This is a genomic window from Mycobacterium sp. PO1, assembly GCF_017312405.1.
Taxonomy (GTDB): domain Bacteria; phylum Actinomycetota; class Actinomycetes; order Mycobacteriales; family Mycobacteriaceae; genus Mycobacterium.
Map to the genome: position 1 here is coordinate 1 of NZ_BLTG01000085.1, position 13,140 is coordinate 13,140.

General features: G+C 62.1%; 11 protein-coding genes and 2 pseudogenes. 3 read left to right on the plus strand and 10 right to left on the minus strand.

Annotated features, from left to right (window positions below):
- Positions 1 to 19: 19 nt before the first annotated feature.
- A pseudogene (locus J3476_RS23480) lies at positions 20 to 982 on the minus strand (IS110 family transposase); the annotation flags it as partial.
- Between the two features lie 228 nt (positions 983 to 1,210).
- Positions 1,211 to 1,753, minus strand: a pseudogene (locus tag J3476_RS23485) (leucine zipper domain-containing protein); the annotation flags it as partial.
- Between the two features lie 423 nt (positions 1,754 to 2,176).
- Between J3476_RS23485 and J3476_RS23490 the strand changes: the two are divergent.
- Both J3476_RS23490 and J3476_RS23495 read left to right on the plus strand, forming a co-directional pair.
- Positions 2,177 to 2,977 (plus strand): IclR family transcriptional regulator, encoded by an 801-nt coding sequence (locus J3476_RS23490; RefSeq protein ID WP_207068738.1) that lies wholly within the window; start codon positions 2,177 to 2,179, stop codon positions 2,975 to 2,977.
- A complete protein-coding gene (locus tag J3476_RS23495) occupies positions 2,977 to 3,480 on the plus strand; it encodes a hypothetical protein (protein ID WP_207068739.1) in 504 nt (167 codons plus the stop codon). The genes J3476_RS23490 and J3476_RS23495 overlap by 1 nt, the downstream gene beginning before the upstream one ends.
- A gap of 285 nt (positions 3,481 to 3,765) precedes the next feature.
- On the opposite strand, the gene J3476_RS23500 is transcribed toward J3476_RS23495, so the two are convergent.
- The 6 genes from J3476_RS23500 to J3476_RS23525 all read right to left on the minus strand — a co-directional run bounded on the left by J3476_RS23500 (position 3,766) and on the right by J3476_RS23525 (position 10,267).
- Positions 3,766 to 4,569: a 2-keto-4-pentenoate hydratase gene (locus J3476_RS23500; RefSeq protein ID WP_067396793.1), complete on the minus strand. Its 804-nt coding sequence runs from the start codon at positions 4,567 to 4,569 to the stop codon at positions 3,766 to 3,768.
- 88 nt (positions 4,570 to 4,657) lie between these two features.
- Positions 4,658 to 6,109, minus strand: coding sequence for an aldehyde dehydrogenase family protein (locus tag J3476_RS23505; protein ID WP_207068740.1), 1,452 nt, complete (start codon positions 6,107 to 6,109; stop codon positions 4,658 to 4,660).
- The gene (locus tag J3476_RS23510; RefSeq protein ID WP_207068741.1) at positions 6,106 to 7,317 is read right to left on the minus strand and encodes a cytochrome P450; all 1,212 of its coding nucleotides are present in this window, start codon (positions 7,315 to 7,317) and stop codon (positions 6,106 to 6,108) included. Before J3476_RS23510 ends, J3476_RS23505 begins: the two co-directional genes overlap by 4 nt.
- A 75-nt stretch (positions 7,318 to 7,392) precedes the next feature.
- The gene (locus J3476_RS23515; protein ID WP_207068742.1) at positions 7,393 to 8,451 is read right to left on the minus strand and encodes an amidohydrolase family protein; all 1,059 of its coding nucleotides are present in this window, start codon (positions 8,449 to 8,451) and stop codon (positions 7,393 to 7,395) included.
- Positions 8,448 to 9,140 carry a 4-carboxy-4-hydroxy-2-oxoadipate aldolase/oxaloacetate decarboxylase gene (locus tag J3476_RS23520; protein ID WP_014211428.1) on the minus strand — a complete coding sequence of 231 codons (693 nt, stop codon included), beginning with the start codon at positions 9,138 to 9,140 and terminating at the stop codon, positions 8,448 to 8,450. Before J3476_RS23520 ends, J3476_RS23515 begins: the two co-directional genes overlap by 4 nt.
- Positions 9,141 to 9,142: 2 nt before the next feature.
- Complete coding sequence (locus J3476_RS23525) at positions 9,143 to 10,267, minus strand: zinc-binding dehydrogenase (RefSeq protein ID WP_207068743.1); 1,125 nt, start codon at positions 10,265 to 10,267, stop codon at positions 9,143 to 9,145.
- Positions 10,268 to 10,429: 162 nt separating this feature from the next.
- Between J3476_RS23525 and J3476_RS23530 the strand changes: the two genes are divergently transcribed.
- Positions 10,430 to 11,353 carry an ABC transporter substrate-binding protein gene (locus J3476_RS23530; RefSeq protein ID WP_207068744.1) on the plus strand — a complete coding sequence of 308 codons (924 nt, stop codon included), beginning with the start codon at positions 10,430 to 10,432 and terminating at the stop codon, positions 11,351 to 11,353.
- On the opposite strand, the gene J3476_RS23535 is transcribed toward J3476_RS23530, so the two are convergent.
- Positions 11,328 to 12,560: an NAD(P)/FAD-dependent oxidoreductase gene (locus tag J3476_RS23535; RefSeq protein ID WP_373889110.1), complete on the minus strand. Its 1,233-nt coding sequence runs from the start codon at positions 12,558 to 12,560 to the stop codon at positions 11,328 to 11,330. The two genes, J3476_RS23530 and J3476_RS23535, sit on opposite strands and share 26 nt — an antisense overlap.
- Before the next feature lie 44 nt (positions 12,561 to 12,604).
- Complete coding sequence (locus tag J3476_RS23540; protein WP_071948711.1) at positions 12,605 to 12,928, minus strand: 2Fe-2S iron-sulfur cluster-binding protein; 324 nt, start codon at positions 12,926 to 12,928, stop codon at positions 12,605 to 12,607.
- Positions 12,929 to 13,140: the final 212 nt, after the last annotated feature.

Sequence of the window (13,140 nt, forward strand, 5' to 3'; positions counted from 1 at the left end):
TCCAGACCAGGACGGTTCAGCGCAGGGCTTCTTTGCTGGTTTTCCCCTGGGCGAGGCGTTTGCGGTAGTAGGTCTGTCCTGCAGTGCCGGAAAGCCGTAGTTGGGTGATGGCGATGCGGTGCAAAGCGGCGTTGAGTTGTCGGTTTCCTGAGCGGTTGAGCCGCACCCGCCCGGCGGTGTTGCCCGACCACACGGGGATGGGTGCGCTGCCGGTGTGGCTGGCGAAGGCGGCCTCGCTGCGGAACCGGGAGATGCCGGCGGTCTCGGCGACGATCTTGGCCGCGGTCAGGTCGCCGCAGCCGGGCAACGCCAGCAGCGTCGGGGCCACGGTCTGCACCCGGGTGCCGATGCGGGCGGCCAGGGTCTGGATGGCTTCGTTGAGGCGGATCACGTCGGCGAGTTCGTCGCGGGCCAACTCGGCGAGTAACCCGGTTTGGGTGTCCAGCCAGGCCGCCAGGACCGCGCACGGTTTGGGGCGGTGTAACGAGGCCAGTCTGGGTTCGGCCGTGGGATCGAGTTCGTGCACGCGTTGACGGAGTCGGTTGATCGTCGAGGTGCGCTGGGCGACAAGGTCTTCACGGCGATCCACCAACAGCTTGAGCTCGCGTGAGACCTCGTCGTGGGCGGCCACCGGCAGATCAGGATGACGCAACACTGCCTGGGCCACCGCCAAGGCATCAATCGGGTCGGACTTGCCGCGCGTGCGCGCGGACTTGCGGGTGTTGGCCATCAGCTTCGGAGCGACCCGCACCACCTGTTGATCGGCGGCCAGTAAATCGCGCTCCAGCCGTGCCGACAAGTTGCGACAGTCCTCGATACCCCACAACAACTCCTCGCCGAACGCTGCGCGCGCCCAGGCGATGGCCGCGCGGTTTCCCGCGGTGGTGGCCGCGACGACCTTCTCGCCGAGTTTGCGCCCGACCTCGTCAACGGCGACGAAGGTGTGGGTGCGCTTGTGTACATCGGTTCCAACAACGACCATGGACGGTGCCTTCTTTCATCGGAAGGGATGAGGTGAAGGTTGGGCCGGCCGGCAGGACAAATCTCAGTGGGGGCGGTGCCACGCTCCTATCAAGTCACTTGCCGGTCGGTCCTTCCCACCCGGCATCGGCACAACGCGCGAAAGCCACGAAGGCAGTGTTTGTAGGAGCCAGACACCCGGTGAGAAGACCCAACCACCGCGCCAGCGGCACGTCCAGCCTGACACTGAGGGTTTGTAGTCGGCGGTGAGCACGCCACTGCTGCGATCGGCGCGGGCGTTGTGCTTGCCCTTGGCCTTGCCCAGCATCCGCCAGCCGCCGCCGGCGGGAATCTTGCCCAGCTTCTTGACATCAACGTGGACCAGGTCGCCGCAGGCCGGCGATTCCATCCGGCGGATGACCCGCCCCGTGGCGCGGTCGAGCCAGCGCAGTTTGGCCAGGCCATACCGCGTCAGCACGCGGTGCACGGTCGAGGGATGCAGACCCAGTAGATAGGCGATCCGCGCCGGCCCCCAGCGGCGAATGACCCGGACTTTGATGATCCGCCGCTCGGTGCGTGTTGGTGTCCGGTTAGGGCTGCGATGAGGCCGTGAGCTGCGATCACTCATACCGTTAGCGCCGAATTCGCGGTATCGAGCGGCCCAGCGGGCGGCGGTGGTAACCGCGACCTGGAACCTCTCTGCGGCCCGGCGCAGCGGCCAGCCGTCCTCCACGATGCAACGGGCCAGGCGCAGGCGTCCGGTTTCTGACAAAGGGGCATTACGGTGGGACACGAAGACCTCCGGAGTGAGTTGGTGCGTTTCTAGACAGCTCGCACTTCACTCGGAGGTCTTCGTTATGTCACCACGCCACGCCGTACCTAACGTCCGTGGTCAGTACAGCCCGCGTAAAAGAGGACCGCGACCCGGTACCACAGGGGGGCGGGGGACAAGCGTCCGATCCGAGCGGCTACCACAGGGATGAGCCAAAACGTACTAACGCGGCGATCCTTTACTGCCACAGGCGAACTGCTCGTCGACGAAGGCACCGCCGCGTGCGCCAAGAAGCAAGTCGGCGGCCCCCAACTACCCGCCGCAGCCAAGGCAGACAAACGGCGGCCAGGCTTGTGCGCAGGAAGGCGACTTTTCGCCCCCGGCACCGGACTCGTCGCGATTCTTCGACCTGCATTCGAACCTGACCGCGGTACGCTCTCTGTCATGCAGAAACCCTCACTCGCGGGCATGGAGCGTGACAGCACAGGGAAGCCCCCGCAATATCCGATCGAGTCTGTCGACAACGCTCTTCGCCTACTCCTCCTCCTAGGAGAGCGCTCTGAGATCCGGCTCACTGACGCCAGTGAGTACCTGCGCGTCGCTTCGTCGACCGCCCATCGCCTGTTATCAATGCTTCAGTACCGTGGGTTCGTCCGCCAAGATCCGGCCAGCAAGGCGTACCAGCCCGGACCGTCCCTGACAAACGTGGCGTTCGCTGTCCACTCCAGGATGGACATACCACGCACGGCCGCCCCGATTCTGCGCCAGCTGGTCGACACGCTTCAGGAAACCGTGCACGTAGGAACGTTGGACGGCAGACTGGTTCGCTTCATCGCGGCACTCGAAAGCCCTTCTGCCGTCCGGGTGATCTCGCGTTTGGGTAGCACGCGTCCTGCACACTGCACGTCGACTGGCAAAGTCCTACTCGCCGGCCTATCCGACGACGAGCTGGACCAGTTGTACCCCGACCCACATTTGGAGCCACTCACTGAGCGTTCCGTGCGCACTCTCACCGAACTGCGCACTCAATTGGCAGAGGTCAGGAAAAGCGGGTTCGCGATCAGCAGGCAGGAAAGTGAGGAAGGCGTCGCGTCTGTTGCCGTGGCGGTACCCCAAGGTGGTTCCGGGATAAGGCTGGCACTAAACGCGTCAGCGCCGAGTTATCGATTCCGGCCCTCCGATGTTCGCAAAGCTTGCAGTGCCCTAAAAGACGCCGCCGCCGAGCTAGCCCGCAATCTCGGCTGATGACATCCGAAGAAACGGAGGCCGACAGGAAGGTACCCGGCGGCGCCCCGGACCTGCCTGGCTTCATTGCGACCATCGACTTATTCCTTCGATTGGAGAAGCGAAGGAAATCCGAACCGATGTTCGCCGCGGTCCTCACCGACGACTTTCAGATCGGTTTTCGTGGTGGTCACCAGTGGAAAGGCCGCGATGGCCTACAGGTGTACCTCAACCAACGCGACGGGATCTTCGACGAACGCCTCGAGCTGCGCCACGTACTTTCCTACGTCCCGGTGAATGAGGGTGTGGTGGAGCTGACGACCCGTCTTGAGTTCTATTTTCGTCGCTGGAAGGCGCCCGCGTTGGTCAGCGAAGAATTCACCGGGTCGGCCTTTCGCACGTGGCTGATTCGCATCGCTGACGACGAGATGCGCGTGAAGCGGGTGATCATCGATGGATTTGCCAATCTCAACGAAAACGCACGGGCGGTGTTTGCCATCCCAGATGAAGGGTTCGACGAATAAGCGCTACAGCGACGAAGGCGGTAGACGTCCACCGACGCCGAGGCGCACGATCAAACCTCGCTTCTCCATAGCACGATGTCGATCTCGTCGAAATGAGACATCGCAATCAGGCCCTGTAGGCCCTCACGGGTTATTGGAAACCGACCTCTCCCCCTTGGACGCCGGCTAGCGGGATCTATGCCCACCATCCCGGCGACGTCCAGTACCGCGGTAATGCGCATGATGTTCTGCAGTAGGTCGGTGCCAGGTTCCCCGAACCGATGATGGCGACTTTCGTCATTGCCATCATGCCTCTGAGAACGTGGCGGAAACCGATCCCAAAGGCTCGATCTCCGCTTCGACATGAACTCCGGGCCTGACCGCGGCCATGGGTCCAAGCGCTCCTGAAAGAACGATCTGGCCAGCGCGAAGTGGCTGCCCGTACGCAGCAGCTGTCCTGGCCAACCACATCAATGCAAGGATCGGGTCACCCAGACAGGCCGCTCCAGAGCCGGCTGATACCGGAACGCCATCGGCCGACATTCGCATGACGACGTCCCGGGGCTCGAATTCGTCGATTTCGAGCCGGTTCTTCCCCAGAACGAACAGCCCGCTGGAGGCGTTGTCCGCCACGGTGTCAGCGATACTCAAGTCCCAATTCGCTATGCGGCTGTCCACGATCTCCAGTGCCGCAACGGCGTAGCGAATCGATCCTCGAATTTGATCTTCGCTTGACACATCTCTGTCGATATCTTCCGCGAGTACGAAGGCGACTTCGGCTTCGACCTTGGGCTGCAACAACTTTCGATAAGGAACGGGCGTCTCGCCGGATGCGTCCATGTCCGCAAATAGGACACCGAAATCCGGTTGGTCGACGCCGAGTTGTTGCTGTACTGAAGGAGCAGTCAGGCCGATCTTTCGACCGATTACCACTCCGCCCGCCGCCACCCGGCGAGCGTTGAGCTCCTGCTGAACCGCATACGCCGAATCAATGTCCTCCGCGCCGATCAGCGTGCGCACCGGAAGTGCTGGTTGCCCTGTCACGAAAGCGGTTTGGATACGGTCGACGGCAGCTCGGATGATGCTGATGTCGCGAACTGTGGTTGTCATATGTGACCTTCCTTTTTGGGCGGCAACGTCATCGACGTTATGGACAGGGTTAATGGGGTTCGCGCAAGTGTTGCCAGGCAAAGCCTTCTTACTGCCGAGCGCTTTTCGCATGCCGGTCGACGTCGGCCACCCCGGCAATGGACTTGAGTCGAAGATGGGAGGAGATCTCGAGCGAGCCACCGACTCCGCTGTCTTTGTATCCCTCGGCTGGGTCGGAGACACCGTGGCTCCGCGCGTTAATCGAGATGCGCCCGGTATGCATTTTGCGCGCCACCGCCGTCGCACGCTCGACGTCACGACTGAACACCGCACCGCCAAGCCCATATGACGAATCATTGGCCATTCGTGTCGCGTCCTCATCTCCGTCATGAGGAACCACGACCAGCACGGGCCCAAATATCTCTTCGCGGAACACGCGCATCGTACGGTCGACGTCGACGATCACCGTGGGCTCGACGTAGAAGCCGGTCGCAATGGACGGACGGCCACCTCCGAGGGTCACCCGAGCTCCTTCGGCACGAGCCGAGTCGATGTAGTCCTCGACACGTGCACGCTGCGCCGCGCTGACAAGCGGACCGAAGACTGTCCCTGGATCCAGCGGGTCACCCACCTGAGCACTGGCCAAGCATGATGTGACGACCTCGAGTACATCGCTGAAGCGTGCGCGAGGCGCGATGACACGCGTGCACGAGTAGCAGACCTGCCCCGTATTCGGCAGGCAGGTGGTGACCAAGTTGTCGGAGAAGAGCTCGAGGTCCGCATCGTCGAGCAACACGGCCGCCGACTTCCCACCCAGCTCCGCTACGACCGGCTTTAACAAATGCCCTGCACGCGAGGCGATTACGCGACCGGCATCCGTGGAACCCGTGAAGGACACCATGTCTATGTTCGGATCGTCAACCACCGCGGACCCTGTCGTGCGGCCACCGGTGACGACGTTGATCACACCGGGAGGGAATCCGACTGCCGCAGCGAGCTCCCCGATGAGCAATGAGTCCAAAGGTGTTTCCTGCGCAGGTTTCACGACGACCGTGCACCCTGCGGCGAGAGCCGGAGCCAGCTTGTGGGCTAATAGTGACTGGGGCGCATTCCACGGGATGATGATCCCGACGACGCCCACCGGTTCACGTCTGACGATGTTCTTCCCGTCGGCACTAGCAACTTCGGGCTCGAACGATTCGGCTTCCTCGGCATAGTGACGGTAGAGAGCTATGGGACGAGTGCCATTGGTACGACGTGACCTCGAGATGACGGCTCCATTCTGGGCCGTCACGAGGTGCGCGATCTCCTCGCGTCGTTCATCGAAACGGTCAGCCAGCGCGGCGATCAGGGCTGCACGATCTTTGGATGGCGCTTCGGCCCACCCCCGCAGCGCGGCGTGCGCCGCCATCGCCGCTGACGCTACATCGGCGGGGCTCCCGTCTGGAACGCTCCCGACCCAGTCCTCGGTGGCCGGATCGGTGAGGTCGATGAAGGCATCGGAATTGGACTCTTGCCAGACACCATCGACATAGATATGGCTGTGGCGACTGCCGATCACGCCGATTCTCCGGAAAGTACTGGATTCTTGACCACAGCGGGCGTGAAAGTCGCAGGGACACTATGGAATCCACGCAACACGTTGTTGAGCTTGCGGATGGGCTCGCCAATCGTGATCGTCTCGACGCGCTCGATCATCGATTCTAATACCGCTTGGAGCTCGATCCGGGCCAACACCTGACCCGCGCAGGCATGAAGACCGGTTCCAAAGGTCAAATGACCCGCGGCGTTTCGGTGAATGTCGAATTTGTCTGGCTCCGGATACTGGCGCTCATCGCGATTGCCGCTTCCATAGATGACAGCAACCCGCTCACCCGCGGCGATCTCAATTCCGCTTACCTCGGCGTCCACCGCTGCGACACGGGAGAAGAGCTGCGCAGGTGCTTCGATCCTCAACACCTCATTCACGACGGCGTTGACCCGGTGCGGTAACCCGCGGAGTTCGTGCCACTGCTCAGGATGCGTCCCGAGCAGCCACACCATCGCCCCAAGCGCATTGACGGTCGTGTCCATCCCCGCCGTAAGGTACGCCGAAAGTAGGTGCAGGCAGTACTCCTCGGGGATGATCCCAGCGTCGGCCGCTTCGTATACCGCGGCACCCATGCTGCCCGGCGCCAGTTGGTCCCTCGTTGCGACGGTGCGGATGTACTCGAACTGCTCGGCGATGTCGGCCAGGCCTCCGGAGGTGCGATCACTTGGCGGCCCAAAGGCGTTGAACGCACCGCTGGCCCAGCGCAGCAACTCCGAGCGAGCATCAACGGGGAGGCCGATCAGCTCTCCGACGACCTCTACGGGAAAGACCTGACTGAAGTCGGTCACCGCATCGAAGGAGCCTCTTCTGGTCATCTCGTCGACAAGCGATTGAGCTCTGGGCCGAATGACCTGCTCCACATTGCGAATTGAGCGAGGCCCCAAACGATCCTGGCGAACACCGCGCAGCATCTCGTGGCGTGGCGGGTCGGACGCGATGACGCTGTGTCTACGGACCTCGTTGAACTGACTGTTGAAGCCGACACCTTTGCCGGATATGAATCGCGTGTGGTCAATGAGGACTGCCCGCACTTCGGCATACCGCGCCACCGCGAGCACGCCATTAGCGGTCAGGCGGACGACCGGCCCCAGCTCACGCATGCGGGCGTACGTGGGAAACGGATCACGCAACACCTCGTCGGAGAAGATATCGACGTCGAACTCTGGGATCGTGCTCACCGACTCTCGGCTCCTTCTGTTGTGTTGAGTCGCCCCCCGCTTGCCGTGCGAGACCTATCCATGTCGCCCGTCCCCTCATCCGAAGCGGACGTCGGCTACGGCGGATCCGGTGCCGGCGAGATCTTTACTGGCCAAATGCCGGTCCAGCCGGGGATACACCCTGCGCGCGTTACCCTCCACCACTGCGTGGTGTTCTCTCTCACTCAAATCGAGTTCGTTGATGTAGACAAGCGTGTCGTCCCATGCGACTCCGGTGTCCGGGTCAACTCCGCGAACCGCGCCGAGCATTTCGGACGCGAAAAGCAGGTTCGCCGGACCGATCACCCGGTGCAGCAGATCGATTCCAGCCTGGTGATAGACGCAAGTGTCGAAGTACACATTTTCAAGGAGTTCGCTTGGGTCTGGTCTGCCCAGCCGAGCCGCCAAGCCGCGGTAACGGCCCCAGTGGTACGGGACGGCGCCACCTCCGTGCGGGATCACAAAGGTCAGCTTCGGAAATCGCTGGAACAAGTCAGACTCCACGAACTGCATGAAAACGCTCGTGTCAGCGTTGAGGTAGTGCGCGCCGAGCGTGTGGAAGTTTGGATTACACGAGGTCGAAACATGCACCATCGCAGGCACTTCCAACTCGATCATGACCTCGTACAGCGGGTACCAGTATTCGTCCGTCATCGGGGGCGTCGTCCAGTACCCGGCCGTCGGGTCCGGGTTGACGTTGCACCCGACGAAACCGAGTTCATCCACGCAACGTCGTAGCTCGTCGACCAACGCACGCAAGTCTCCATAAGGCGTCTGCGGCAACTGAGCCACTGGCGCGAAAGCGTCGGGATAAAGTTGCGCCACACGGTGGACAAGGTCGTTGGACGCACGGGCCCAAGCGGTGGCGGTGGCCTGGTCCGCTATATGGTGCTCCATCCCGGAAGCTTTCGGCGAGAACAGCATCAGATCACCACCTCGCTCGCGAAGCACGCGCAGCTGATTGTTCTCGACGCTCTCTCGGAGCTCGTCGTCACCGATCCTCGGCGCTGCCGGCGCGGGCACGCTGGGATCTTCCAACGCAGCGAGCTGTTGGTCACGAAACGCCTGATGCGCCGGCGGTGACGTGGTGTAGTGACCGTGGATGTCAATGATCACCGCACGGCGTCCTCATAGTCGACATAGCGCAACCCCGCGCAGGCAAGGTCGGCACGCATGTTGTTGACGTCCAGGCTGAGTTCACCGTGCATGTAACGCTTTCGGTTCTCAGCTTCCCTGGTCTCGCGCAGCCTGGCGGCCGCTGCGACCGCAGCGGCCTCCGTGCGGGGGACGACGACGACACCGTCGTCGTCGCCGACCACGACGTCACCCGGTTCGACCCAGGCGCCGGCACAAGTAATCCCGACATTGACCGAGCCAAGACGTTTTTTCACCGTGCCCTGTGCTGAGACACATTTCGACCAGACTGCAAAACTCATGGCCGCGAGTTCCGTGACGTCCCGGCATCCGGCGTCGATCACCAGACCACTCACACCCCGGGCCGCGAGTGCCGTGGCCAGTAATTCACCGAAAAATCCATACTCCGAGGGCTCTTCGGGAGCGACTACCAGGACATCACCTGCCTCACACTGCTCCACCGCCACATGGATCATCCAGTTGTCATCTGACGGCACACTGACAGTCACCGCGGATCCGCAGACCCGTGCACCGGTGTAGATCGGCCTCATGTACGCAGCGAGCAGCCCGGTGCGGCCCTGTGCTTCATGAATGGTCGCAACGCCGAACTGGGCGAGCTCCTCCCGCACCGCGGGATGGGCGCGAGGTGGATTGCGGATGACGACAGACACCGTCAGGACTCCTTTCCCAGCCAAGGCATCAGCGAAATGTGGATAACGTCGGCGTCCTCTGTCTCACCAGCCAGCGCTCGGATAGCCCTGTCGACCTGATCGAGCGCGAACTTGTGCGTGGACAGCCGCTCCAGCGGAAACCGTCGCGACGCAAGCTGTTCGAGTGCGAGCTCACACGCGCGGTAACTATGGCCGCGTGCGCTTCGGATCGTGATGGCCTTCTCAGTGAGCTTCTTCACCGGAAAATCGGGGAACGCAGCTAGTTCCCCCTGGATGAGCAATGTGCCCTCACGGCGTTTCAAGGCGTCGATGCCAAGCAAAACCGGTCCCACACCAGCCCGCGAGGTGCAGTCGAGTACGAAGTCGACGCCGCGCCCGTTGGTCAAGTCCATTATCCGGTCGTGGGGAGCCTCTGCAACGATGTCGATGACCTCGTCTGCACCGAGTTCCAGCGCGAGGTCCAGGCGAGCTTTGTCCCGCGTCGCGCCCGTAACGATGATTTGGGACGCGCCGGCTTGCTTGCAAGCCACGACTTGCGACAGTCCCTGCTGGCCCGGTCCTTGAATCAGCACAGTGTCGGCGTAACCGACACCTGCGGCGATCAGTGCCCACTCGATGCCGTTCGACAAGGGAGTAACGAGACCGGCCAGTTCAGCATCGACACAGTCGGGCACCTTGTGTACCACCGCATTCCACGGCAAGTACATGTATTCGGAGAAGCCACCCCACAGCGTTCCGGCGTTGTTAGCTGAGGTGTAGCCGTATCTGCGCGCATCGGCGTTCGTTCGCCAGTCGGTTGCCTCGCAGTGGCGGTACTCGCCGATCCGGCACCATTCACACTGATAGCAACCAACGTAATGCTCGACGAAGATTCGATCGCCTTCACCCACACCGTGCAACCGCGTGAACTTCTTTCCCGCCGCGGCGATGATGCCGACGTTCTCGTGGCCCATGATCACCGGCTCGTCGAACGGCGGTTTGGAATACATCTTGACATCCGTGCCGCATATCCCGGCGACCTCCACCTTCAGCAACGCGGAATCATCGGACAGTTCCGGCAGGGGCAAGTCCCGCAACTCGGTGGTGTTCGGCGCCGTACGTACAGCAGCCAAAACGCGATCGACCAACTCATCCCTCGCAATCGACGATGGCACAATGGTAATGCCAATTTACGATTCGGAAGTACCGCTTACCAGGGTCGCCCATGACGTCTCGGGGCCCGCAGCGGCTATGGCACAATGGTCATGCCAATTCACCAAGTGCGGCCCGCCCACCAGAACCGGAGACCCATGCCCGACAGCCGCCGCGTACTGACCACGCTGACGCGCTCTCAAGGAGCCAACCAAGCCGTCAAGGAGGGCTTGGTATCTCCCGCAGGTTTTCAGCTGCAGTTCCAGGAGATACCCTCGTTGGTCAAGGGGTTCCGCCGAATGGTTCGGCACCTAGAGTTCGACGTCAGCGAGATGGCGCTCACGACCTACCTGACCGCACGCGAACACGGTGTCGCCTTCACCGCCTTACCGATCTTCCTCGTGCGGGGGTTCCACCACGGGGCCATACTGTACAACCGCCACTCGACGATCCGACACCCGAAAGACCTCGAAGGCCGGCGGGTCGGCGTCAACCGCGGGTACACCGTTACCACCGGTGTGTGGGCCCGCGGCATTCTCGCCTCCGAATACGACGTCGACCTCGACCGCGTGACTTGGCTGTTATCGGGCGACGAACACGTCGAGTCGTACGTCCCACCGCCCAACGTGGTCTCCGCCGGCCCCGACGCAGACCTGGCCGATATGTTGATCGCAGGCGAAATCGACGCGGTCATCGGCGTCGACGTCGACCATCCTGATATCGCGCCGTTGATCGCCGACCCCCACGGTGCCGCAATCAGCGCCTTGCGTGATCGTTCGTTCTACCCCATCAACCACCTCATCGTCCTCAAGGACGAAGTGCTGCAGCACTACCCGGACGCTGCCGCTGCAGTGTACACAGCTTTCAGCGAAGCCAAGGAGCGCTATGTCGCTCAGCTCGCCAGCGGACAGGTGGCCGACCTAGCCGATCGGATGTACGCCGAGGTGATGAAGACGACGGGCGCAGACCCGCTGCCCTATGGTGTCGAGCTCAACCGGCCGATACTCGAGCAACTGTTGAAATTCGCACTGGCGCAACACATATTGACCCGACCGATCAAAATCGAGGACGTATTCGTCTAACATCCCCAGATAGGGGACGGATCAGTTCGCGGAGCGAAACCGAGACATCGCGAGCATCCTCTGCCCGGATTGTGGATCCTTGGGCGAGCGCCTTACGTACCGCCATGTAGTCACTCGGCGCGTTGACGGAGTCGACCGCCATCAAATCGTCGTCACGGTAATAGAGCACGGAGAATGACTCACGTTGAGGAAAGCCGCGAACCACGTAGTAGTCGTGTCCCGTCCACAGGCCGGCGATCTGAAGCTTGAGATCGAACTGATCGGACCAGAACCACGGCACCGGCAGCTCCGACTCCACCCTGCCCGCCAATGTCGCGGCAGCCGCTTTGGCCTGAATTATGGCGTTTTGAACCGACTCCAGGCGCACTTTGCCGCTGCCCGTACGCCAATCGGGTTGAACAGTGCAATCGCCCGCCGCCACGACGTTCGGATTACTGGTACGTGCGAAGCGGTCGACAACAATCCCACCGTCACAAACAAGATCCAGTTGGTGCGCGAGTTCGGTTCGTGGCACCACTCCGATGCCGATGATCACAAGATCGGCGGGAAGACTGCTGCCGTCGGACAATTCCACCCATTGCACGCGGGCATCCCGCCCGGTCAGCGACACTACCTCCGCGTTCAGACATATGGTGACACCGCGGCGCGCGTGCGCATCGAGGTAAAAGTCGGAAACCACGGGTGCAACGGCTCGGCCCATCAACCGATCGGTGGCCTCAACCAGGGTGACCGTCTTACCTTGTTTGCGCGCGACCGCCGCGGCTTCGAGTCCGATGAACCCGCCGCCGACCACGACGACGGATTCTGCTTCGTGCTGGAGCTGGCGCAGCTTCGCGGCGTCATCCGCTGTGCGGAGGTACACCACCCCGTCGAGATTGGCACCCGGCACGGCCAGTCGTCGTGGACTGGCGCCAACGGTCAACGCCAACTTGTCGAACGACAGCGTTTCGCCTGACGCCGTGAGCGCGACTCCTGACGGCCCCTCCCCCTCGAGTTGCACCCAATCGACAAGCTCACCCGTGAGTACCGAAATGTCGCGGTTCGCCAGATACTCCTGGGCGCGGTGTAGCAGCTGTTCGAAGCGGATGTCGCCCTGCAAGTAGGACTTCGACAACGGGGGCCGTTGGTAAGGCGCGTACGGTTCGTCACCAACCAATGTTATTGGTCCGCGTTCTCCTGCATCGCGAAGCGAAAGGGCCAGCTGCATTCCTGCTTGACTCGCACCGACGATTAACGTCCCAGCGCTCACCCTCACTGCTCCTCGGGGACGTGAACGATCAGGCCGTCGAGCGACTCGATCATCGTGATCTGACAAGACAATCGGCTGGTCTCACGCCGCTCAGCGGCAGCACCGAGTTCGAGCAGGTCATCTTCCATTTCCCCAGGCCCACCGACTTCGGCGGCGAACTCAGCATCGATATAGACGTGGCAGGTGGCGCAGCTGCAGTTTCCGCCGCACTCGCCCACGATGCCGGGGACGCCATTGCGTACCGCGGCGGCCATGACCGAGTCGCCGGCATCCACTTCCACTACGCGCTGCGCGCCGTCAAGACCGATAAAGACAACCTTCGGCATGTGGTACTCCAGACGGTTTTAAGGACTAACCATTGTATCTTACCGTGGGATCACCATGCCGGGTTTGATATTGGAACTCCGCTATAGGAATGGGTCGCACGAGTCAGCCGGTCACATTAGTTGTTGCACAAGGCAATTGATTGTGACTGCTTCGTACGCTCGTGGAATAGATGACGTTCGCGCAGGTACGTGTGAGGGGGACCCGTTTGGTG

What these genes read in the sequence shown, in the direction of transcription:
- J3476_RS23535 (WP_373889110.1), bottom strand. Translation starts at nt 12,560, where the DNA reads ATGCAGCTGGCCCTTTCGCTTCGCGATGCAGGAGAACGCGGACCAATA.
- J3476_RS23490 (WP_207068738.1), top strand. Translation starts at nt 2,177, where the DNA reads ATGCAGAAACCCTCACTCGCGGGCATGGAGCGTGACAGCACAGGGAAG.
- J3476_RS23500 (WP_067396793.1), bottom strand. Translation starts at nt 4,569, where the DNA reads ATGACAACCACAGTTCGCGACATCAGCATCATCCGAGCTGCCGTCGAC.
- J3476_RS23530 (WP_207068744.1), top strand. Translation starts at nt 10,430, where the DNA reads ATGCCCGACAGCCGCCGCGTACTGACCACGCTGACGCGCTCTCAAGGA.
- J3476_RS23540 (WP_071948711.1), bottom strand. Translation starts at nt 12,928, where the DNA reads ATGCCGAAGGTTGTCTTTATCGGTCTTGACGGCGCGCAGCGCGTAGTG.
- J3476_RS23495 (WP_207068739.1), top strand. Translation starts at nt 2,977, where the DNA reads ATGACATCCGAAGAAACGGAGGCCGACAGGAAGGTACCCGGCGGCGCC.